Source organism: Sulfitobacter sp. 1A13496, assembly GCF_043557225.1.
In the GTDB taxonomy this organism is placed as follows: Bacteria; Pseudomonadota; Alphaproteobacteria; order Rhodobacterales; family Rhodobacteraceae; genus Sulfitobacter; species Sulfitobacter faviae.
The window spans coordinates 738,704-760,760 of record NZ_JBIFFP010000001.1 but is presented as its reverse complement, the minus strand read 5'-3'; the positions used below and the strand labels follow the sequence as shown (position 1 = coordinate 760,760).

The 22,057-nt window shown below is 62.2% G+C and carries 16 protein-coding genes and 4 tRNA genes; 4 read left to right on the top strand and 16 right to left on the bottom strand.

The annotated features are described in order from the left end of the window. Positions 1-34: 34 nt before the first annotated feature. From prfB to ACGYLX_RS03695, 4 genes are all read right to left on the bottom strand, one after another. Entirely contained in the window at positions 35-1,159 is a 1,125-nt protein-coding gene (gene prfB, locus ACGYLX_RS03710; RefSeq protein WP_067268656.1) for a peptide chain release factor 2, read from the bottom strand. 126 nt (positions 1,160-1,285) lie between these two features. Continuing rightward, complete coding sequence (locus ACGYLX_RS03705) at positions 1,286-3,841, bottom strand: penicillin-binding protein 1A (protein WP_394447378.1); 2,556 nt, start codon at positions 3,839-3,841, stop codon at positions 1,286-1,288. A 128-nt stretch (positions 3,842-3,969) separates the two neighbouring features. Beyond that, positions 3,970-5,190, bottom strand: coding sequence for an N-acetylmuramoyl-L-alanine amidase (locus ACGYLX_RS03700; protein WP_394447376.1), 1,221 nt, complete (start codon positions 5,188-5,190; stop codon positions 3,970-3,972). 59 nt (positions 5,191-5,249) lie between these two features. Further along, the gene (locus ACGYLX_RS03695) at positions 5,250-6,392 is read right to left on the bottom strand and encodes a pyridoxal phosphate-dependent aminotransferase (RefSeq protein ID WP_394447374.1); all 1,143 of its coding nucleotides are present in this window, start codon (positions 6,390-6,392) and stop codon (positions 5,250-5,252) included. Between the two features lie 96 nt (positions 6,393-6,488). On the opposite strand from ACGYLX_RS03695, the gene ACGYLX_RS03690 reads away from it, so the two are divergent. Both ACGYLX_RS03690 and ACGYLX_RS03685 read left to right on the top strand, forming a co-directional pair. Next, positions 6,489-7,238, top strand: coding sequence for a DsbA family protein (locus tag ACGYLX_RS03690; protein ID WP_394447372.1), 750 nt, complete (start codon positions 6,489-6,491; stop codon positions 7,236-7,238). 20 nt (positions 7,239-7,258) lie between these two features. Next, positions 7,259-7,732: a disulfide bond formation protein DsbA gene (locus tag ACGYLX_RS03685; protein WP_394447370.1), complete on the top strand. Its 474-nt coding sequence runs from the start codon at positions 7,259-7,261 to the stop codon at positions 7,730-7,732. 128 nt (positions 7,733-7,860) lie between these two features. Here the strand turns inward: ACGYLX_RS03685 and ispG are convergent, their stop codons facing one another. The 3 genes from ispG to hemA all read right to left on the bottom strand — a co-directional run bounded on the left by ispG (position 7,861) and on the right by hemA (position 11,734). Continuing rightward, entirely contained in the window at positions 7,861-8,985 is a 1,125-nt protein-coding gene (ispG, locus tag ACGYLX_RS03680; protein WP_067265051.1) for a flavodoxin-dependent (E)-4-hydroxy-3-methylbut-2-enyl-diphosphate synthase, read from the bottom strand. Between the two features lie 88 nt (positions 8,986-9,073). Further along, positions 9,074-10,390, bottom strand: a complete 1,317-nt coding sequence (locus ACGYLX_RS03675; protein WP_271687584.1) for a RodZ domain-containing protein — start codon at positions 10,388-10,390, stop codon at positions 9,074-9,076. Between the two features lie 120 nt (positions 10,391-10,510). Next, on the bottom strand, positions 10,511-11,734 hold the full coding sequence (gene hemA / locus ACGYLX_RS03670; RefSeq protein WP_394447369.1) for a 5-aminolevulinate synthase: 1,224 nt from the start codon (positions 11,732-11,734) through the stop codon (positions 10,511-10,513). Between the two features lie 222 nt (positions 11,735-11,956). On the opposite strand from hemA, the gene ACGYLX_RS03665 reads away from it, so the two are divergent. Next, positions 11,957-13,033, top strand: coding sequence for a sensor histidine kinase (locus ACGYLX_RS03665; RefSeq protein ID WP_394447367.1), 1,077 nt, complete (start codon positions 11,957-11,959; stop codon positions 13,031-13,033). An 81-nt stretch (positions 13,034-13,114) separates the two neighbouring features. Further along, a complete protein-coding gene (locus ACGYLX_RS03660; RefSeq protein WP_394447365.1) occupies positions 13,115-14,485 on the top strand; it encodes a M20/M25/M40 family metallo-hydrolase in 1,371 nt (456 codons plus the stop codon). Positions 14,486-14,612: 127 nt separating this feature from the next. Here ACGYLX_RS03660 and ACGYLX_RS03655 read toward each other — a convergent pair. From ACGYLX_RS03655 to tgt, 9 genes are all read right to left on the bottom strand, one after another. Next, positions 14,613-14,689 (bottom strand) — tRNA-Asp (locus ACGYLX_RS03655). A gap of 151 nt (positions 14,690-14,840) precedes the next feature. Further along, a tRNA-Asp gene (locus ACGYLX_RS03650) sits at positions 14,841-14,917 on the bottom strand. A 509-nt stretch (positions 14,918-15,426) separates the two neighbouring features. Continuing rightward, positions 15,427-15,502 (bottom strand) — tRNA-Val (locus ACGYLX_RS03645). Positions 15,503-15,543: 41 nt separating this feature from the next. Next, the gene (locus tag ACGYLX_RS03640) at positions 15,544-16,113 is read right to left on the bottom strand and encodes a histidine phosphatase family protein (protein WP_394447363.1); all 570 of its coding nucleotides are present in this window, start codon (positions 16,111-16,113) and stop codon (positions 15,544-15,546) included. Next, entirely contained in the window at positions 16,110-16,691 is a 582-nt protein-coding gene (locus ACGYLX_RS03635) for a histidine phosphatase family protein (protein ID WP_394447361.1), read from the bottom strand. Before ACGYLX_RS03635 ends, ACGYLX_RS03640 begins: the two co-directional genes overlap by 4 nt. Before the next feature lie 133 nt (positions 16,692-16,824). After that, positions 16,825-16,899: transfer RNA gene (locus ACGYLX_RS03630), tRNA-Val, on the bottom strand. A 152-nt stretch (positions 16,900-17,051) separates the two neighbouring features. Beyond that, the gene (gene lon / locus ACGYLX_RS03625) at positions 17,052-19,463 is read right to left on the bottom strand and encodes an endopeptidase La (RefSeq protein ID WP_394447359.1); all 2,412 of its coding nucleotides are present in this window, start codon (positions 19,461-19,463) and stop codon (positions 17,052-17,054) included. Positions 19,464-19,696: 233 nt separating this feature from the next. Further along, positions 19,697-20,791, bottom strand: coding sequence for an alkene reductase (locus ACGYLX_RS03620; protein WP_394447357.1), 1,095 nt, complete (start codon positions 20,789-20,791; stop codon positions 19,697-19,699). A gap of 106 nt (positions 20,792-20,897) precedes the next feature. Beyond that, entirely contained in the window at positions 20,898-22,025 is a 1,128-nt protein-coding gene (gene tgt / locus ACGYLX_RS03615) for a tRNA guanosine(34) transglycosylase Tgt (protein ID WP_394447355.1), read from the bottom strand. Positions 22,026-22,057 lie beyond the last annotated feature (32 nt).

Here is a 22,057-nt window from a genome sequence, read left to right as displayed (position 1 = left end):
ATCATTGTCATTTCATGAAGGGGGCAGCATGGGCTCAGTCGCCCTGCGCCTCGGCCCGGCTTTTGCCCGAGACTGCCAACGCCAGCGTCGCCCCCATCAACCCGTCGAGATCGCCGTCGAGCACGCCTTTGGTGTCCGAGGTCTCGTAATTGGTGCGCAGGTCTTTGACCATCTGATAGGGCTGCAGAACGTAGGAGCGGATCTGGTTGCCCCAGCCCGCGTCGCCTGCATTCTCATGCGCCTCGTTCACCAGTGCCGAGCGCTTGTCCAACTCCATCTGATAGAGCCGCGATTTCAGCGCTTTCATAGCGATGTCGCGGTTCTGGTGCTGCGACTTCTCCGAAGAGGTCACGACGATGCCCGTGGGGTGGTGGGTGATCCGCACCGCCGAGTCGGTGGTGTTGACGTGCTGACCGCCCGCGCCGGAGGACCGGTAGGTATCGATGCGAATATCGGAGGGGTTCACCTCGATCTCGATATTGTCGTCGACCACCGGGTAAACCTTCACGGAGGTGAAAGAGGTGTGCCGTTTGGCTGCCGAGTCGAAAGGCGAGATGCGCACCAGACGGTGCACACCGCTCTCGGACTTCAGCCAGCCATAGGCGTTATGGCCTTCGATCTTATAGGTCGCGGATTTGATGCCAGCCTCGTCACCGGGGCTTTCGGCCTGAAGATCGACCTTATAGCCCTTCTTCTCGGCCCAGCGGACATACATCCGCGCCAGCATGCTGGCCCAGTCGCAGCTTTCCGTGCCGCCCGCGCCTGCGTTGATCTCAAGAAAGGTGTCATTGCTGTCGGCCTCACCGTTCAGCAACGCTTCGAGTTCCTTCTGCGCGGCCTTTTCGGCCAGCGCCTTCAGCGCCGCCTCGGCGTCAGAGATGACCTCTTCGTCCTCTTCCATCTCGCCCAGTTCGATCAGTTCGAGATTGTCGGCCAACTCTTGTTTGATGCCCTCATAGGTGTCGATGGCATCTACGAGCGACTGACGCTCACGCATCAGCTTTTGCGCCGCATCGGGGTTGTCCCAAAGGTTCGGGTCTTCGACGCGGGCGTTGAATTCTTCCAGCCGGTAGGGCGCGGTCTCCACATCCAGTCGCTGGGCCAGCAATTCCAGCGATTTGCTGATCTGGTCCGCGGTATTCTGTGCCTCTGCGCGCATGTGTGCCTGCCTTTGATAAGTAATGCGGCCCCCAAAACCGGAGCCGCACGAGAGATAGACCAGCCCGCCAGCGGCGGCAAGTGGGGGGCGGCAAAGCGCAACTTTGCCCCGCCCCCTTCGGCCTGATTAGTAAAGACCGCCGGAGCTCAGCGTGCCAAAGCTCGCCTTGGGGCCGACGGTGGCTTTCTTGCCGGTCGATGTGGTGACCTCACGCGAGGAGGAGCCACCCAATTCTTCGACCAGCGGCAGGTCCGCCCCCATGGCAAAACCGCCATCGAAAGAGATGCCAAAGAGCGGCTCTTCGCCATCGCGGAAACATTCCGACACGACATTGGCGCCGGTGGCACTGTCGCTTAGCCGCGCGCCGGTGAAACGGTCGATCTTGATAAAGCGGCACTGGTCGGGGACCGCGAAGTCACCGCCGCCATACTTCTTGATCGCCTCGGACATGAAGCGCTGGAATACAGGCGCGCAGAGCCGCCCGCCGCCCGCGCCCCGGCCCATCGGGCGCGGGGTATCAAAACCGATGTAGCAGCCCGCCACCACGTTGGAGGAGAAGCCCACGAACCACGCGTCTTTCTCATCGTTGGTGGTGCCTGTCTTGCCCGCGATCGGCACCGGCAGGTTCACTGCATTGCGCGCCGTGCCACGCTCGACCACGCCGCGCATCATGGAGGTCAGCTGATAGGCCGTCACCGGGTCCATCACCCGCTCGCGGTTGGAAATGATCCGCGGCGCTTCACCGGGGGCGAGGTTGATCTGCTCACAGTCGTAGCATTTGCGCTCATCATGTTTGTAGACGGTGCGGCCATAGCGGTCTTGCACCCGGTCGACCAAAGTGGGCTGCACCCGCTCACCGCCATTGGCGAACATCGCATAGGCCGAAACCATTTGATACAGCGTGGTTTCCTGACTGCCGAGCGCGTTTGACAGCAAGGGCGCAAGGTCGTCGTAAACGCCAAAACGCTCCGCATAGCTGCCGACCACATCCATCCCGACTTCCTGTGCCAGACGGATGGTCATCAAGTTGCGCGACTGTTCGATCCCGGTGCGCAGAGGCGTCGGCCCGTAAAATTTATGCGAGGCGTTCTGCGGCCGCCAAACGCCCTGCGGCGTGTTGATCTCGATCGGGGCGTCGACCACGATGGTCGCGGGGCTATAGCCACTGTCGAGTGCGGAGGCATAGACGAAGGGCTTGAAGCTTGACCCCGGCTGGCGCTTGGCCTGTGTGGCCCGGTTGAACACGCTCGCCTGATAGGAAAAGCCGCCCTGCATCGCGATCACGCGGCCCGTGTGCACGTCCATCGCGACGAAACCGCCCTGCACCTCTGGCACCTGCCGCAATGTCCAGCGGATGAAAGAGCCGTCGCTGTCCGAGGTCATGCGCCGGACCAAGACGACCTCACCCACTTCAAGCAGGTCGCCCGCCACCTGAGCCTTGCGCCCGAGAGAGCCGTCATCCAGCCGTTTGCGCGCCCATTGCACGTCTTTGGCCGGAATCCAGTGGCCGTCTTCGTCATCCTCGACGCCTTCGATCCCGATGCGGGCGTCATTGCTGCCGACCTCAAGCACCACCGCCGGATACCACTGGTTCTCCAGATCGATGTCACGCGGCACCCGAAGGTCCGCCAGCGCGGCGCGCCATTCCTCTTCGCTGTCCAGTTGATCGGCGGGGATCTCAAAACGCGTCCCGCGCCAGATGCCCCGCCCGCGGTCATATTGCTCCAGCTGACGGCGCAGAGCGTTGGCGGCGATAGGCTGCATCTCGTTGTCGATGGTCGCGCGCACGGTCAGACCGCCGGTAAAGAACTCCCCCTCGCCGAAATCTTCGCTCAACTGACGACGAATTTCGTCGGTGAAATAATCCCGCGGCGGCAGTTCGGCCTTGAAGCTCTCGAAATCACCGTTCTGGACCGAGCGCAGCGGCTGCGCCACTTCGGTTTCATAGACCGCTTCCGAGATATAGCCGTTCTCTTTCATCTCGCGCAGCACGAAGTTCCGCCGTGCCAGCAGGCGGTCCTTGCGGCGCACCGGGTGGTAATCCGAGGGTGCCTTGGGCAGCGAGGCGAGGAAGGCCGCCTCATGCGGGGCCAACTCGCTCAGCGTCTTGTTGAAATACGTCTGGCTCGCCGCCGCCACGCCATAGGAGTTCTGGCCGAGGAAAATCTCGTTCAGATAGAGCTCGAGAATTTTCTCTTTGCTCAGGGTCTCTTCCAGACGCGAGGCAAGGATGATCTCCTTGATTTTACGCTCGGCCCGGCGGTCGCCCGACAACAGGAAGTTCTTCATCACCTGCTGGGTGATCGTCGAAGCCCCGCGCACATCGCGCCCGCGCGATTTGACCGCATCCACCGCCGCCGCACCGATGCCGCGAAGGTCATAGCCCTCATGAGTGTAGAAGTTCTTGTCCTCTGCCGAGATGAAGGCCTGTTTCACCAGATCCGGAATGGTATTGGCCGGGGCGAAAAGACGACGTTCCTTGGCGAATTCGTCGATCAGACGGCCTTGGCCTGAGTAAATCCGGCTGATCGTCGGTGGCGTGTACTGCGCCAACGACTCATGGCTGGGCAAATCCCGGCCATACATCCAGAACACCGCTCCGATGGTCAAAGCCACCATGCCGACGCTCAGGGTCAGGGTGGTAAAGATCCCCCCGAAAAAGGACAGAACAAATCGAAACACGCGCGCGGACCACCATTGGCTAGAGACAGTTCCGAGCCTATACAGGATGCACCGGCTCGGGTCAAAACACATGGCCGCCAGCGGGGGCGAATCTTCGCCCATCGCCAAAGCAGCCATATCTTTCTAATTTACTTTCTGATCAAAGGCTTGAGCGCCGCGTCCTGATCACGCCATGTCACGATCGCATCCGCCATCGCGCTCACCATCGACGCGCGCCACACCGGATCGCGCAGATTGGTCAGATCGCGCTTGGAACTCAGGAACCCCACTTCGACCAAAACCGAAGGAATATCGGCAGACTTCAAGACCGAGAAACCCGCCCGCCGCAGAGGCCGGCTGTTCAACGGCCCGCCCGCTGCGCCCATGCCCTCGACCAAAATCTCGGCCAGCGCATCTGAGCGCGGCTCGGTCTCTTGCCGGGCAAGGTCCAACAGGATGCCCGCCACCTGATCATCTGAGCCGGTCAGGTCCGCCCCCGCGATGATATCCGACCGGTCATGCCGCGCCGCGAGATGTTCGGTCGCCACATCGCTGGCATCATCGGAAAGGGTATAGACCGTCGCCCCGCTCGCCCCGCCCTGCGACAGGCTATCGGCATGGAGCGAGATGAAAAGGTCCGCTTCGGCCTGATGGGCGATGGCGACCCGGTGCTCTAAGGCGACGAAAATATCCTCGTCCCGGGTCAGCAAGACATCCACCCCCTTGCGCCGCAGCGCATCGCGCAGGTCGCGAGCGAAGTTAAGCATCAGGTCTTTCTCGTCCAATCCCTCGCGCTGCGCACCGGGGTCGATGCCGCCGTGGCCGGGGTCCAGAACGACGGTGAAACTGTCCTTGTCTGCCGCCTCAGGTTTCGGCGGCGCGGTGAGCGCGGTGGTCCAATCGGGGTCCACCGGCGCGCCTGCGGCCTCGGCAAAGATCGCAGGCTCGACCCTCTCCAAGGTAATCTCAAGCCGCGCCTTGCCGCTGCTTGCGTCCACCGGCATGCCAATCTCAGCGGGAACCATCGGCTCGGCCAAATCCGCCACCAGACGCGACCAACCGGGCTGAAACGCACCAAACCGCAGGGCCGAGATACGGCCCGGTTTTTCCAACAGATCTCCCCGGGCGACATTCGACCAATCCGCCTCGCGGAAATCGACGATCAGGCGGGCGGGATCATCCAGCAGAAAAACACGGAAAGGCACGCCTTGGCTCAGCGCCACGGTCAAATCGGTCTTGCCGAACCAGCGATCACTCACAGCGCTTTCGACCGGCTCGACCCGCGCCAGCGCGGTCAATTCCTGCGCCGCGGCAGTGAATGGCGCCGCACAGGCCAGCGCCACTGCCAGTCCTCTAAGAATTGCCCGCATGATCGACCACCCTGCCCGTTTTCGCCCTTCTACCACCTGCCGCGCGGCCAAACCAGCGCTCAGCGCGCCGCCATGAAGGCTTTGAGCCGAGCGATGCCCTCCTCCATATCCGCCGTGCTGCGCGCATAGGAAAAGCGCAGCGTCTTATGCCCCCGAGCAGGGTCGAAATCGAGCCCGGGGGTCACGGCGACCCCAGCCTTCTCCAGAATTTCCGCCGCGAAGGCGCGGCTGTCATCGGTAAAGCGCGAGACATCGGCATAGACGTAAAACGCCCCATCAGGCGGCGCGATGTCGGTAAACCCCGCCTCTTGCAAACCGGTGATCATCAGGTCGCGATTGCGCCGGTAAACCGCCAGATTGGCCTGCAATTCGTCGTCACAGTCCATCGCCGCCAGCGCCGCAATCTGGCTGGCATGCGGCGCGCAGATGAACATGTTCTGCGCGATCCGCTCGACCACGCGCACCTGATCCTCGGGCACCACCATCCAGCCCACGCGCCAGCCGGTCATCGAGAAATACTTCGAAAAGGAGTTGATCACATAGCAGTCATCGGTGACCTCCAGCGCGGTCACGGCCTTCTTGTCATATTCAATGCCATGGTAAATCTCGTCCGAAATGAAGGACATGTCATTGGCCGCACAGGCATCCGTCAGCGCCGTCAAGGCGGGTCGGTCGAGCATCGTGCCCGAAGGATTGGCCGGGGAGGCCACGAGCAAACCGCGCAGGTCTTGCCCCGCGAAATCCGCCGCGACGGGCTGATATCTGTTCTCGGGCGCAGCGGGCAGATCGACGGGCTGCATCCCCAAGGCGCGTAGGATCTGACGGTAGCTGGGATAGCCCGGCGCGCCGATGCCCACCCGATCCCCGGAATCGAAGAGCGCAGTAAAAGCCAGCAAAAACCCGCCCGACGCCCCGGGGGTGATCACCACCCGCGCCGGATCGAGATCGACGTTATACCATTCGCCATACATCTGCGCGATCCGCGCGCGCAAAGCAGACAGCCCAAGCGCCACGGTATAGCCCAGGGCCCCCTCACCCATCGCCTTGGCCAGCGCGGCCGCCGCCCCTTTCGGCGCGCCCGTGCCGGGCTGGCCAACCTCCATATGAATGATGTGACGGCCCGCCTCTTCGGCGGCGCTGGCGGCCTGCATCACGTCCATCACGATAAAGGGATCAACGGCGGACCTGGTTGAATTGCGCATGGGCTTGCTCCTACTGTCGGCATGTGCTTTCACCGCGCCTGATGCCGGGCGTCAACCCTTGGCCCCTATTTCGCAGCTTTCCCGAAAGGACCGCCCATGTTCGCCCGCCTCCTCGCCCCTGCCCTTGTCGGCGCAGTCACCCTTGCCGCCCCCGCCGGGGCCATGGACCTGACCGAGCTTACGGACGCCGAACGCGCGCAGTTCCGGGCCGAGGTCCGCGCCTATCTAATGGAAAACCCCGAAGTGATCCTGCAAGCGGTGGAGCAGATGCAAAACCGTCAGGCCCAAGCGCAGATGCAGGCGGATTTCGATCTGGTCTCGGCCAATGCCGATGAGATTTTCGACGATGGCTACTCTTGGGTCGGCGGCAACCCGGAGGGGGACATCACGCTGGTCGAATTCCTCGACTACCGCTGCGGCTACTGCAAACGCGCCCATGGCGAAGTGGCCAAACTGCTGGAAACAGACGGCAACATCAAACTGATCGTCAAAGAGTTCCCGATCCTTGGTGAGCAATCGCTGCTGGCGTCGCGCTTTGCCGTGGCAACCAAACAGGTCGCGGGCGATGACGCTTACAAACAACTGAACGATGCGCTTATGGCCTTCAACGGAGCGGTCACCCTCCCCGCCCTCCGCCGCTTGGGCGAAAGCTTCGATCTGGATGTCGCCGCGATCGAAGCCGAGATGGACAGCGACGCGGTCACGCAAGAGATTGCCCAAACCCGCGCGCTGGCCCAAAAGCTGCAAATCACCGGCACCCCCACCTTCGTCATGCAAGACGAAATGCTGCGCGGCTACCTGCCCTACGACCAAATGATGGCACTGGTGGAAGAAAAGCGCGGCTAAAGATGCGCGCCCCGGCAGTCTTGGCCGCGCTCGCGCTGGCCCAGCCCGCCGGGGCCGATGAACCGTCCGCGCGAGATGCGTTTGAAACCGAACTCCGCGCCGCGGTCCTTGCCAATGGCGATGTCATCGCCAAAGCCTTGGCCGGCCCGACGCAAATGCAGCAGCATATCCAAAACGACCTGTCTCTGCTCGAACAGCTCGCTCCTGACCTCCTGGCAGGCCACCCCATCGCGCTTTTCACCGCAAAAGACTGCGAGACCTGCGCCCCCGCCGTCCACGAATTGACCGCAATCACAAATCGTTACGGCACCACCTTCATCCAACACGATCTCAGCCACCCCCAGCCCGCCCGCTGGGCCGCCGCCCTAGGGCTCACCGACGCCCCCTTCTACGTGCTGCCCGAAATGATCCTCAACGGCCACATGCCCCCCATCGTCCTCGAAAAACACCTCACCCCAAACAAGGTGAAGAGCAACCCCCAACCCCCTGATTAATAATCATTCCCACAACAGACAAAGCGCGCCAACCTCCCGGCTCACGCGCTCCCCCTCATCTTCATCCTTTTAAAAATACCTCTGCGCAGCCTCTCAACCAACGCAGCGCCAGCGGCCCAGCCCCCAACCTACTCAGCCGCCTTCACCGCCTCAGCCTCAATCTGCGCCGCGCGTTCCTCGACCTGCTCGACGATATGGTCAATCATACCTTCATTACCGAGCTTATGGCTCTGTTTGCCCGCCAGATAGACCATGCCAGACCCGGCCCCGCCGCCGGTAAAGCCCACGTCGGTCATTAGCGCCTCACCGGGGCCGTTCACCACGCAGCCAATGATCGACAGGCTCATCGGCGTCTTGATATGCTCCAGCCGTTTCTCCAAGGTCTCAACGGTTTTGATCACGTCGAACCCCTGCCGCGCGCAGGAGGGGCAGGAGATGATGTTCACCCCACGGTGCCGCAGCCCGAGGGATTTGAGAATCTCATAGCCAACCTTCACCTCTTCCACCGGATCGGCGGAGAGGGAGACGCGGATGGTATCACCGATGCCGCTCCACAAAAGGTTGCCCAGACCGATGGCAGATTTGATCGTGCCTGACATGAGCCCGCCCGCCTCGGTGATGCCGAGGTGGATGGGCGCGTCGGTCGCATCGGCGAGCTGTTGGTAGGCGGCGGCGGCCATGAAAACGTCCGAGGCCTTGCAGGAAATCTTGAACTCGTGGAAATCGTTGTCTTGCAGGATCTTGATGTGATCCAGACCGCTTTCGACCATCGCATCGGGGCATGGCTCGCCATATTTCTCCAGCAGATGCCGCTCCAGCGAGCCCGCGTTCACGCCGATGCGGATCGAGCAATTGTGGTCCCGCGCGGCTTTGATGACCTCACGCACCCGCTTTTCATCGCCGATATTGCCCGGGTTGATGCGCAGACAGGCGGCACCGGCCTCGGCGGCTTCAATCCCGCGTTTGTAGTGAAAGTGGATGTCCGCAACGATGGGCACCGACACTTCGGGAACGATCTCACGCAAGGCTTTGGACGAGTCCTCATCCGGAACCGAGACCCGCACGATATCGGCGCCTGCGTCAGCGGCGGCTTGGACCTGTGCGATGGTGGCGGCGACATCGGTGGTCAGCGTGTTGGTCATGGTCTGCACCGTGATCGGCGCGTCACCGCCCACCGGCACATTGCCCACCATGATCTGCCGGGACTTGCGACGCGGAATATCGCGCCAAGGGCGAATGGAATGAAGCGACATGAAGACACCTTTCGCGGGATCAGGGGCTTTGGCCCCCTACCTATTCAGCCGGGGCCTCATGTGCAATGGGAAGCGGCGGCCCGCGCGTTTAGCTGCCCTGACAGGGCATCGCCGCCAGAGCGGAGGGGTCGAGCGAGCCTTCGAGATCGGCAAACATCCGGCTGAGCGATTGCTCCGCCGTCGGATCAACCGGCTCATAAAGCTCAGCCAGCGCCTGTGCGTGAAGCGGCACGTTAGAGGTCACTGCCCCGCGCGGCCCAACGGGGCCGAAACAGCCATCCGCCATGGCGAAATAAAGCGCACCGGATTCGCCCGTCCGAAGGGAGGGCGGCTCTTCAGTGACGGGGACATCCCATGTGTCGCCCTTGTTCATCACGCCTTCGAAAATCACTGTGCCATCGGCGGCGCGGACCCGCACCCATGAGGGGTAAGCGGCGACCATGCGCACTTTCTCGCCCAAAGGCTCCACAACCTGCGGTTTGGGCAGGTCGGTATCGGCATTGGCGAGCATCACCGCCTCGTCGATGGCGCTGGTAATGCTGTCATCTGACAGGCTGTCATCACCCTCCGCTGCCTCGGCGACCACGGTACCTTGCGCGGCGGTATCGGGGCGGTCCGGCGTTGGGAAGTTGCTGACAGAGCGCGGGTCGATGGAAGCAATCGGCGCGTCACGCGCCACCAGCACCGGCACGTCAAGCGCTTGTGGGCGATATAGCCGGTCCAGCGCCTCGGCCCGGGGGCTTTCCACGCTTTGCGGCGCAGCGGAATCGTCTTCTGCGTCAGGCGCGCTGGCCAGTGCCCCATCCAGCGGGTCGAGATCGGAAAGCACGATCGGGGTTTGATCCACCGGGGCCACCTGCACGCGCTGCACCTCTTTCAGCACAGTCCAGCCGCCAAAACCAATGGCCGAAATCAGCGCGATCAGCACCAGCGAAGAGCCAACCGCCCCCGGCTCAATCCGGCTGAGCAACCCGTCGCCCGTGGGCACGAAGGGCGTGTTGGGCCGGGCGAAAAGATCGTCTTCTTTCGGGGACTTACGGCGTTCCTCAAAGCTCGGCTTTTTGACGACGGAGGCTTCGGCGGACATGCCATGGGCCACGGCGAAACCGGATTCCTTGCAAAAGGCGGCAAAGGCCTGATCGGGGTCCATATTGAGGTAGCGCGCGTAGGACCGCACATAGCCCGCGATGAAGCCGGGCGTGTCAAATGCGCCGGGATCACAGTTTTCGATTGCGGCGATATAGGAGGCTTTGATGCGCAATTCGCGCTGCACGTCGAGCAGGGACTTACCAAGCGTAGCCCGTTCGCCGCGCATGACATCCCCCAACCGCAATTCGAATGCATCGAACCCTTTGGGTTCGACTGTTTCGTCCTCAGCGGTTCTGGAGGCCCATCGCCCGATCATCAATATGCCCTGTCCCTGTTAGCCTGTAGCTTTGATCCAAACACGCCCCAACGATTCGGATGTAGCCTTTTCTTGACAAAAGGCTACCACAAGACAACGGAAAACACGAATAGCGCTGCGTTAGCCCGCAGCTTCGGCACGATTCAGCGCACAATGCGACCAGAGCACGTCCATCCCCCGGACAAGCGCATCCATCTCTTTAGGTCCATGTACCGGCGAGGGCGTGAAGCGCAACCGCTCCGTGCCGCGCGGCACGGTGGGGAAGTTGATGGGCTGAACATAGATCCCGTGATCTTCGAGCAGCATATCCGACAGAAGCTTGGTGTGCACCGGGTTGCCCACCATGACGGGCACGATGTGGCTGCCATGGTCGATGATCGGCAGGCCCAGCCCCTTCAGCCGCAATTTCAACGCCATGGCCTGCTGCTGGTGTTTCTCTCGCAGCTCGGGCGCGCGTTTGAGATAGGCGACCGAAGCGGCGGCCCCCGCAGCGACGGCAGGCGGCAGCGAGGTGGTGAAGATGAACCCCGGTGCATAGGAACGGATCGCGTCGCACATCTTGGCCGAGGCGGCGATATAGCCGCCCATCACGCCGTAAGCCTTGGCCAGCGTGCCGTTGATGATGTCGAGCCGGTGCATCAAGCGGTCACGCTCGGCCACCCCTGCCCCGCGCGGGCCATACATGCCAACCGCGTGCACCTCGTCGATATAGGTCAGCGCGCCGAATTCATCCGCGAGATCGCAGATCTCTTCAATGGGGCCGAAATCGCCGTCCATCGAATAGATCGATTCAAAAGCGATCAGCTTGGGCGCGGCAGGGTCATCCGCCTCCATCAACTCGCGCAGATGGGCCACGTCATTGTGGCGGAAGATGCGCTTGGCCCCGCCGTTGCGGCGCACGCCTTCGATCATGGAAGCATGGTTCAGCGCGTCGGAATAGATGATCAGCCCAGGAAAAAGCTTGGGCAGGGTCGAGAGCGTGGCGTCATTGGCAATATAGGCCGAGGTGAACAGCAGCGCCGCTTCCTTGCCATGCAGATCGGCCAGTTCGGCCTCTAGCTGCTTGTGATAGACCGTTGTGCCCGAGATGTTGCGCGTCCCGCCAGAGCCTGCGCCGGTGGCGCGCAGCGCTTCTTCCATGGCTTCGATCACCACGGGGTTCTGCCCCATGCCCAAATAGTCGTTGCCGCACCAAACGGTGATATCCTGCTGCGACCCGTCGGGTTTGGTCCAGACGGCATGGGGGAACTGACCATTGCGACGCTCGATGTCGATGAAGGTCCGGTAGCGTCCTTCGTCATGCAGGCGCGCAATCGCCGCGTCGAGCTTCTCGTTATAGTCCATGCGCGTCTCCATCTTTTGGCGCGAACAGGAGGGGGCCCCTCCATATTCAGCTTTTAGAATGATTACAGATCCAAAGCCGAAGCTTCAATCTCTTATCCCGACCCCTTTGCGGGGCGAACTGTCGCAGGCGCTGCGCGTTCTACGCTCGATTTAAGATTGTTCGCTTGTATTGCCAGCCGCTTTCATGCTTCCAAAGGACCAATCCAGAAAGGGCAGTTTGTTTTGCGCGCCACTCCACATCCCCAGCAGGACCAGCGCCTGCGGACGCTTTATAATTATGAGATTCTCGACACCCCGCGCGAGGAGGAGTTCGACGAGATCGTCGAACTGGCGGCTGAGATCTGTGACGCGCCGATTTCAGTGATCAACCTGATCGACAAGGACAGACAGTGGTTCAAGGCCGAAGTGGGTCTGGGTGCGCGCGAGACGCCGCTCGAAACCTCGCTCTGCTCTCATGCGATTCTGGAAGAGCGCTTCGTTGAGATTCCCGACACGCTGAAAGACCCGCGCATGGCCGACAACCCGCTGTGCACCGCAGGCGACGGGCTGCGGTTTTATGCAGGTGCGCTGCTGATTGCGTCCAACGGGCTGCCGCTTGGCACGCTGTGCATCCTCGACACCAAACCCCGCAGGCTGACCGCGCTGCAACGCAAGGCGATCTCTGTCTTGTCCCGTCAGGTGATGAAACAGCTCGACCTGCGCCTTTCCCTGCGCAGCCAAGCGACGCTGATGAGCGAGGCCGACCACCGGGTCAAGAACTCGCTTCAGACATTGTCGGCCATGGTGCGGCTGCACAGCCGCCAGTTGGACGATATGAACACGGTCAATGTGTTGAACGACATCCAGCGCCGCGTCAACGCGATGGCAACGCTCCATGGTGAACTGCAATCCGGGCACGGGCGCGATGAGGTCGATGCGGGCAAATACCTCGACAGGGTCCTGGAGCTTTTGCGAGAAACCGCACCGGGGCATGTCAAAATCAGCTACCGGTCGGACCCTGTGACCCTACGATCCAGCGCGGCTTCATCCTTGGGGCTGATCATTAGCGAGTTTGCCGCCAATTCGATCAAACACGCCTTCCCGAGTGGCGCGCCCGGCCATATCGAAATCGACCTCAGCCTGCGGGACGGGCATTTCCACCTTGAGTGCAAAGACGATGGCATCGGGGCCGCGAACGAAGGCAAAGGGCGAGCCGACAGCATTGGGCAGACCTTGATGGCGGCGGCGGCGTCGCAGCTCAATGCGCAGGTCGACAGCCAGCTTACCGCCGAGGGCAGCCGCCTCTCGCTCAACTTCTGATCGCGGGCCCTGCGGCCACTGGACACGCCCTGCCCGCCTGATACCTTCGCGCCAAATTCACAAGCGCAAGGAATTATGCCCATGTCCCTCGACGATGTTCTCGCCCGGATCGACAACGATCTGCCCGCCGCCACCGACCGTCTGTTGGACCTGCTGCGCATCCCGTCAATCTCGACCGATCCGGCCTATAAGGCCGATTGCGACCGCGCCGCCGATTGGCTGGTGGCCGATCTCAAATCCATAGGTGTGGAGGCCGAGAAACGCGCCACACCGGGGCATCCGATGGTCGTGGGTCATGTCGGCGAAGGTAAGCCGCATCTGCTGTTCTATGGCCATTATGACGTGCAGCCGGTCGACCCGCTGAACCTTTGGGACCGCGATCCCTTCGATCCGGCGGTTGAGGAGACGGAGAAGGGCCGCGTGATCCGGGGCCGCGGGGCCGCCGATGACAAGGGCCAGCTGATGACCATCATCGAAGCCCTGCGCGCCTGGAAAGAGGTGAAAGGCGATTGGCCCTGCCGCATCACCTTCTTCCTCGAAGGCGAAGAGGAATCCGGCTCCCCCTCCCTCGTCCCATTTATGGAGGAGAACGCCGAGGAGTTGAAAGCCGATGTGGCGATGATCTGCGACACTGGATTGTTCGAGAGCAAGACCCCTGCCATCGTCACCATGCTGCGTGGGCTTTTGGGCGAAGAGCTGACCGTCACCGCCCCGTCGAAAGACCTGCATTCGGGCATGTATGGTGGCATTTCGATGAACCCGATCCGCGCGCTGAGCAAGGTGATCGCGTCGCTGCATGACGACGAAGGCCGCATCTCCATCCCCGACTTCTATGACGGCGTGCCGGACCTGCCCGAGGATCTAGAGGCGCAGTGGCAGGGTTTGGCCTTTGACCATGCCGCCTTCCTCGGCGACGTGGGGCTCAGCAAACCGGCGGGTGAGCAGGACCGCACCCCGCTTGAGATGATCTGGTCACGCCCGACCTGTGAGGTTAACGGCATCTGGGGCGGCTATACCGGCGATGGCTTTAAAACGGTGCTGCCCTCCGAGGCGCATGCCAAGATCAGCTTCCGCCTCGTCGGCACGCAAGACCCGCTCGCCATCCGTGAGAACTTCCGCAAGATGGTGGCTGAGATGCTGCCCGAAGACTGCACGGTCGAATTCTCAGACCATGGCGCCAGCCAAGCCTCGGGGGTGGACATTGGCCATGCGATGTTCGAACCCGCCCGCCAAGCGCTGAGCGACGAATGGCAGGTGCCCGCGGCCTATATCGGCTGTGGTGGCTCGATTCCGATTGCCGGGCATTTTCAGAAGATTCTCGGGACCGAGCCGATGCTGATCGGTTTTGGCAAGGATGACGATCAAATCCACTCCCCGAACGAGAAATACGACATGGAGAGCTTTCACAAAGGCATCCGCTCCTGGGCGCGGATCATTGATGCGCTGACCTGAGCAGATTGGCGATCGGGCCTGCCCGGTCGCCACCTATTCCATTGGTTGAGCCTCAAGAGGCACGGCTGAATAAGCCCGCGCGAACTAGGGCTTAGCGCCTGCACGTTACGAAATAGAGGGGAAAAAGTGGCGCGGTTGACGGGGCTCGAACCCGCGACCCCCGGCGTGACAGGCCGGTACTCTAACCAACTGAGCTACAACCGCGCGATGTGGGCGGAATAGGCCACGGGGCGCGGGGCGTCAAGCGCATTCGCGCGAGAAAATGCGCTTTCTGAACAGAAGTTTTTGCGCGGCATTTTAGAGGGATTGGAAACGAAAAAAGGGACCTCAGAGAGGTCCCCTTTTCAGGCAGCGGTGGCGCGGTTGACGGGGCTCGAACCCGCGACCCCCGGCGTGACAGGCCGGTACTCTAACCAACTGAGCTACAACCGCCCGCTGCACTCTCCAGGTCGCCCCGGAGCGTTTGGGTGTTCTATGGTGAGGGCGCTCCGCCGTCAAGCGCGGTTTGCGCGAAAATGTGAAATTTTCGTAAGTTGTTCTTGGGGCGTTTGATGGGCTGGGTTTGAGGCCGAAAATCGGGTGATTTTCGCGGAGGGATCGGGCCGCTTTTGCTTGGCCGCCCCGATGGTCGGGGCTGACGAAGGCTATGGCTTGGAATACTGCGACGCTGCGTGGGAAATCCGAGCGATGGCCCAATACCAATCTCTGAACGAGACGATCGTGACAGTCTCGAACTCCCGTCCCAGACAGACCGCGCAGCGGGCCGGCGTCGGTCGGGCTCACCCCTAGGGGAACCGGTTGATCCAAATAAATAGGTTGGAGGGATGGTGGGTCGTGAGAGGCTCGAACTCCCGACCCAGACTGACTGCGCAGCGGACGGGCGTCGGTCGGGCTCACCACTGGTGCAACCGGTTGATCCCTATAAATAGGTTGAAGGGTGATGGTGGGTCGTGAGAGGCTCGAACTCCCGACATCTTCGGTGTAAACGAAGCGCTCTACCAACTGAGCTAACGACCCGACTTGGACCTGATAGCCCAAGGTGGGGGCGGGCTTCAAGCCTATAATGTCAGCCTTTCTTGCTGACCGTTCTCAAGACGGAAAACCACCCCCTGCCCGCCTTGCATCTCCCGCAGCGCGGCGGGCGTGCGGCCCAGTAAAATAAGGCGCAACATGCGCGATGTGATGCCGTGGGTGATCAGCACATGGGGGCCGGTCAGGCTGTCCAGAAAGCGCTGGCAGCGCTTGTGCAGCGCCGCGAATCCCTCCCCCTCGGGGGCGTGTTCATAAAGATCGTAGGAATCACGCGCGGCGGGGGTTTGGCGCAGCAACGTCTCGCGCGGCATTCCGGCCCAAGCGCCGATGCCGATCTCCCCCAAACGGGGATCAGGCGCAGCCTTTAGCCCCGTCCCCGCCAGCGCGATTTCGGCTGTAACCACCGCCCGCCCCTGCGGGCTGCTGAGCGCCGAGAGCCCCGCCAGATCGCAGCGTTTCAGAATCGCATTCTGCGCCGCGGCCTGTTCGCGCCCCCGCTCGGTCAGCGGGGAATCGAAATGCCCTTGGAGCCGATTGGCGAGGTTCCAAACCGTCTCCCCATGGCGCAGGATATAAAGCGTCGGGTAACGGCTCATGCGGGGGCTTCCAAGATGCGCTCGGTCCCGTTTTCCAACAGATAGACGCAGCCTTGTCGGTTGCTGAGCCGACCGGCCTCTGCCGCATCGACGCCGCATACCTCTGCGCGAAGTACCTGCCCCCAGAGCCCGTGGGCGACCAGCACCGTGGGCGCGGTCAAACTGTCGAGCACCGCCCGTATCCGCGCGCGAAAGGCCGCCAGCCCCTCCCCGTCCGGCGCGGCGGCGTAGATCTCCAAGGGGGCCGGGTCGCGGGCCGCGAGGTCAGGGTGCGCGGCGAATATCCCATCCCGGGTTGCCCCCTGCCAATCGCCTGCATGGATTTCTTTCAGCCGGGCATCCGTTTGGAAAGCGGCCCCATTCAACGCAATCCGCGCCGTCTGCTGCGCGCGGCCAAGCGGAGAGACGAGGATATCCGGCTTTTGTACAAGGATCGCTGGCATGATCTGCGCTTGCCGCTCGGCCTCAGCGATGCCCTGATCGGTCAACGGTGAATCGAGGTGCCCTTGCAAACGAAACGCGCGATTCCACTCGGTCTGCCCGTGGCGCAGGAACCAGATTTTGGGATGTGCCGACATGGTCTCTCCACCCGTGGTGCCCGTGGTATGGGCCGATGGGGATAAGGATCACTCCGACGCAGAGAAGGCAAGCCATGGGAGATGGGCGCAGGCTCGGAGCGGCAAGCTAATCCAACGCGAACTAGGGGGAAAATGGTGGGTGATAAGAGATTTGAACTCCTGACATCTTCGATGTGAACGAAGCGCTCTACCACTGAGCTAATCACCCTTGCGGGGCGAAGTAGCCAATTGCGGCGCGGCTTGCAAGAGGGTTTGGCGCAAAAACTGTCGCGAGATGCGGCGGGCCCTGCCCCACGGCGGATACGAAAAACGCGCGCCCCGAAAGGCGCGCGTTGATGACATTCTGACAGGCCGTTCGCCTTAATGCGTGGTCGTGGCGTCCACGCCTGCGGCACGGGCCTTCATCGCGGCGGCCTCGGCGGCCTCTTGGGCGGCTTCGTCCCAATCGATCGCTTTTGGCTTGCTCACCAGCGCATGCTCCAGAACTTCCGAAACATGGCCCACCGGGATGATGGTCAGCCCCTCTTTGACGTTGTCGGGGATGTCCGGCAGGTCTTTCTCGTTCTCCTTGGGGATCAGCACCGTGGTGATGCCGCCGCGCAGGGCCGCGAGAAGTTTCTCCTTCAATCCGCCGATCGGCATGGCGTTGCCGCGCAAGCTGACCTCGCCGGTCATGGCGATGTCGCGCCGCACCGGGATCTGCGTTAGCACCGAGACGATCGAGGTCACCATCGCCAGACCGGCCGAGGGACCGTCCTTGGGCGTGGCGCCGTCGGGCACGTGCACGTGGATATCCAGCGTATCGAACTTCGGCGGCTTGACCCCGATCTGCGGAGAGATCGACCGGACGTAAGAACTGGCCGCGTCGATGCTTTCCTTCATCACGTCGCCGAGCTTGCCGGTGGTCTTCATCCGGCCCTTGCCCGGCAGGCGCAGTGCTTCAATGCTCAGAAGCTCGCCGCCCACGGAGGTATAGGCCAGCCCGGTCACAACACCAATCTGGTCCTTCTCCTCGGCCAGACCGAAGCGGTGCTTGCGCACGCCGAGGTAGTCTTCGAGGTTGTCGCCAGTGACGGTGACGCTCTCAGCCTCCTTCTTAACGATCTTGGTCAGCGACTTACGCGCCACTTTGGCGATCTCGCGCTCAAGGTTCCGCACGCCTGCCTCGCGGGTGTAGTAGCGGATCATGCCGGTGAGGGCGGAATCCTCGATCTCGAACTCCTTCTTCTTCAGACCGTGGTTCTTGATCTGCTTCTGCACCAAATGCTGCTTGGCGATCTCGCGCTTCTCGTCCTCGGTGTAGCCCGACAGCGGTATGATCTCCATCCGGTCCAGCAGCGGCCCGGGCATGTTGTAGCTGTTCGACGTGGTCAGGAACATGACGTTCGACAGGTCGTATTCCACTTCGAGATAGTGGTCCACGAAGGTGCCGTTCTGTTCCGGGTCGAGCACTTCGAGCATGGCCGAGGCCGGATCCCCACGGAAGTCCTGCCCCATCTTGTCGATTTCGTCGAGCAGGATGAGCGGGTTCGTGGTCTTGGCCTTCTTCAGCGCCTGGATGATCTTGCCGGGCATGGAGCCGATGTAGGTCCGACGGTGGCCGCGGATCTCGGATTCGTCGCGCACGCCGCCGAGCGAGATGCGAATGAACTCGCGCCCCGTGGCCTTGGCGACCGATTTGCCCAAGGATGTCTTACCGACGCCCGGAGGGCCGACGAGGCACATGATCGGGCCTTTCATCTTGGTCGAACGCTGTTGCACGGCCAGATACTCGACAATGCGCTCCTTGACCTTCTCAAGGCCATAGTGATCGTCATCCAGCACCTTTTGCGCGCGGCCCAAGTCCTTCTTCACACGGGATTTCACGCCCCATGGGATCGACAGCATCCAGTCGAGGTAGTTGCGCACCACGGTGGCTTCGGCCGACATGGGCGACATGTTCTTGAGCTTCTTCAGCTCGGCCTCGGCTTTTTCGCGGGCTTCCTTGCTCAGCTTGGTCTCGGCGATCTTGGCTTCGAGTTCGGCCACTTCGTTCTTGCCGTCCTCGCCGTCGCCCAGCTCCTGCTGGATCGCCTTCATCTGTTCGTTCAGATAATATTCGCGCTGTGTCCGCTCCATCTGCGACTTCACGCGGGTCTTGATCTTCTTCTCGACCTGCAACACCGACATTTCGCCCTGCATCAGGCCATAGACCTTCTCAAGCCGCTCGGAGATACTCAGCGTCTCCAGCAAGTCCTGCTTCTGCTCGACTTCGATGCCGAGGTGACCGGCCACGAGATCGGCCAGACGCGCGGGCTCGGCGCTTTCGCCAACGGCTGCGAGCGCTTCTTCGGGAACGTTCTTCTTGACCTTGGCGTAGCGCTCGAACTCATCGGCCACGGTGCGCAGCAGCGCTTGTGTGGTGGCCGCGTCGCCCGGCATCTCGGTCAGATACTCGGCGCGGGCTTCGAAGAAATTGTCGTTCTCAAGGTATTCGGTGATGCGCACCCGCGCCTGCCCTTCGACCAGCACTTTTACGGTGCCATCGGGCAGTTTCAGCAGTTGCAGCACATTGGCCAGCACACCGGCCTTGTAGATGCCGGATGTGTCGGGATCATCCTCGGCGGGGTCGATCTGGCTCGACAGCAGGATTTGTTTATCGTCCGCCATCACCTCTTCAAGGGCGCGGACGGATTTCTCGCGGCCAACGAAAAGCGGCACGATCATGTGGGGAAACACGACGATGTCGCGCAGCGGAAGCACCGGGTAGGATGCGTTCAGTGGCTCTAACATGCTCAATTCCTTATCTTAGCAAGACATCCGGGCCCCTGTCATAGGCGGCCTCTGACATCCCCTCTTCTGGACAGGACATGTGTGCATCCCATCCGCCTGTTTCAATCCCTTGCGGGCTATTCGACCGCCATCATCGCGCTTCGGCGGGATGGAGGCAAGCGCGCGATGGGGTGATTTCGCCCCAATTGCACGCGTCGTAAGAAAGGGGCGCCGCGCGGGCGCCCCCTGATCGGTCAGGCTTCGGCCTGTTCCAGCGTCGGGTAATCGGTAAAGCCCTCGCGCCCACCGCCATAGTAGGTATCGGTATCGCCCTCGTTCAGCGGCCCGTTCATCTGCCAGCGGCGCGGCAGATCGGGATTGGCGATGAAGGGGCGGCCCACGGCGATCAGATCGGCCTTATCCTCGGCCACGGCCTTGATCGCCATCTCGCGGTCATAGCCGTTGTTGGCCATGTAAGGCCCGTCAAAGAGCGCCCGCAGCGCGGCGATGCTTTCGCCTTCGTCCAACTCGCGCGAGCCGCCTGTCGCGCCTTCGACAAGATGCAGATAGGACAGGTTGTAACGGTTCAGCCCCTTCACGACATATTCAAAGGTCTCTTGCGGATTGGCGTCTTCGATCCCGTTGGCGGGCGAGAATGGCGATAGACGCAGCCCCACACGTTCGCCGCCCCAGACCTTCGTCACCGCATCCAGCACCTCGAACAGCAGCCGTGCGCGATTTTCCACGCTGCCGCCATAGGCGTCCTCGCGTTTGTTGCTGCCGGTTTTGAGGAATTGGTCCAGCAGATAGCCATTGGCCCCGTGAACCTCGACCCCGTCGAAGCCTGCTTTCTTGGCCATCTCGGCGGCATGGGCATAGTCGGCGACCAGACGCGGCATCTCATCCAATTCAAGCGCGCGTGGCTCGGAGGTATCCTCGAACCCGTTGGCGGTGAAGGTTTTTACGCCAGCGCCGATAGCAGAAGGCGCGACAGGCTTGCCGCCGTTGGGTTGTAGGGAGGTGTGGCTGATCCGGCCCACATGCCACAGTTGAATGACGATCCGCCCACCTTCGGCATGGACCGCGTCGGTCACCTTGCGCCACGCGGCGACCTGACCCTTACTATGAATGCCGGGGGTCTGGAAATAGCCCTTGCCCTCGGGGCTGATCTGGGTGGCTTCGGTGATGATGATGCCCGCGCCGGCCCGCTGGCGATAATAGTCGACATGCATGTCCGAGACTTCGCCGGTCTCATTATCCGCGCGGTTGCGCGTTAGGGGGGCCATTACCAAACGGTTCTCGGCCGCGATCTCACCGGCGGTGAAAGGGGTAAAAAGCTTCTCGGTCATATTCGGGCCTTTCCTTGCAATAGAATGTGCAAGGCACCTAAGACCCCGCCACCTTGCAGCAAGGATCATCCGCACAAATTCCCGTGAGGGCGAAGCGCCCCGCCCCTCAGAGCGGGTCGATGTCGCCCTGTTCGCGGCCTGCGTGGAAATCGGCCTGCCACTGGGTGAACCGCCCCGCCGCAATGGCCGCGCGCATGCCGGCCATGATGTCTTGGTAGTATTGCAGGTTGTGCCATGTCAGCAGCATGGACGAGATGATCTCTTGGCTGCGGAAGACATGATGCAGATAGGCGCGCGAGTAGTTCTGGCAGGCCGGGCAGCTGCAATTCTCGTCGAGCGGGCGCGGATCGTCCTGATGCCGGGCGTTCTTGATGTTGAGCACGCCCATCCGGGTAAAGACCTGCCCCGTCCGCCCCGAGCGCGAGGGCAGCACGCAGTCCATCATGTCGATGCCGCGCGCCACCGCCCCGACGATATCATCGGGCTTGCCCACGCCCATCAGGTAGCGCGGCTTGTCCTCGGGCAGCATGTCGGTCGAAAAATCCAAGGTAGAGAACATCGCCTGCTGCCCCTCCCCCACGGCCAGACCGCCGACGGCATAGCCGTCAAAGCCGATCTCGCGCAGCGCCTCGGCGCTTTCTTGGCGGAAGTCTTCTTCCAACCCGCCTTGCTGGATGCCGAACAGCATGTGACCGGGGCGGTCGCCAAAGGCCTCCCGGCTGCGCTTGGCCCAGCGCATGGACAGACGCATGCTTTCGGCGATGCGATCCCGGTCGGCGGGCAGCGCCGGGCATTCGTCGAAACACATGACGATGTCCGAGCCCAGAAGCTCCTGAATCTCCATCGAGCGCTCCGGCGTGATCTCATGCTTGGAGCCGTCGATGTGGCTTTTGAAAGTCACGCCGCGTTCGGTCAGCTTGCGCAGGCCAGCGAGGCTCATCACCTGAAAACCGCCACTGTCCGTTAGGATCGGCTTGTCCCAGTTCATGAACTTATGCAGCCCGCCCAAGGCGGCCACACGCTCTGCCGTGGGGCGCAGCATGAGGTGGTAGGTATTGCCCAGCAGAATGTCCGCGCCGGTGGAGGCCACGCTCTCGGGCATCATCGCCTTGACCGTCGCCGCTGTGCCCACCGGCATGAAGGCAGGCGTGCGGATCTCGCCGCGCGGGGTTTGGATCACGCCGCTGCGTGCCTTGCCGTCCTGCGCGTGTTTGGTGAATCCGGTGCTGGTCATACGCTGCCCTCTCTGCCTGCGACTGGCGCGAT

Bases quoted from the DNA above. Each gene is read 5' to 3' on its own strand.
- ACGYLX_RS03620 (WP_394447357.1), bottom strand. From the start codon at position 20,791: ATGACCGAGAAGCTTTTTACCCCTTTCACCGCCGGTGAGATCGCGGCC.
- ACGYLX_RS03700 (WP_394447376.1), bottom strand. From the start codon at position 5,190: ATGCGGGCAATTCTTAGAGGACTGGCAGTGGCGCTGGCCTGTGCGGCG.
- ispG (WP_067265051.1), bottom strand. From the start codon at position 8,985: ATGTCGCTTCATTCCATTCGCCCTTGGCGCGATATTCCGCGTCGCAAG.
- ACGYLX_RS03690 (WP_394447372.1), top strand. From the start codon at position 6,489: ATGTTCGCCCGCCTCCTCGCCCCTGCCCTTGTCGGCGCAGTCACCCTT.
- ACGYLX_RS03695 (WP_394447374.1), bottom strand. From the start codon at position 6,392: ATGCGCAATTCAACCAGGTCCGCCGTTGATCCCTTTATCGTGATGGAC.
- ACGYLX_RS03640 (WP_394447363.1), bottom strand. From the start codon at position 16,113: ATGAGCCGTTACCCGACGCTTTATATCCTGCGCCATGGGGAGACGGTT.
- ACGYLX_RS03635 (WP_394447361.1), bottom strand. From the start codon at position 16,691: ATGTCGGCACATCCCAAAATCTGGTTCCTGCGCCACGGGCAGACCGAG.
- ACGYLX_RS03675 (WP_271687584.1), bottom strand. From the start codon at position 10,390: ATGATCGGGCGATGGGCCTCCAGAACCGCTGAGGACGAAACAGTCGAA.
- ACGYLX_RS03660 (WP_394447365.1), top strand. From the start codon at position 13,115: ATGTCCCTCGACGATGTTCTCGCCCGGATCGACAACGATCTGCCCGCC.
- lon (WP_394447359.1), bottom strand. From the start codon at position 19,463: ATGTTAGAGCCACTGAACGCATCCTACCCGGTGCTTCCGCTGCGCGAC.
- prfB (WP_067268656.1), bottom strand. From the start codon at position 1,159: ATGCGCGCAGAGGCACAGAATACCGCGGACCAGATCAGCAAATCGCTG.
- tgt (WP_394447355.1), bottom strand. From the start codon at position 22,025: ATGACCAGCACCGGATTCACCAAACACGCGCAGGACGGCAAGGCACGC.
- hemA (WP_394447369.1), bottom strand. From the start codon at position 11,734: ATGGACTATAACGAGAAGCTCGACGCGGCGATTGCGCGCCTGCATGAC.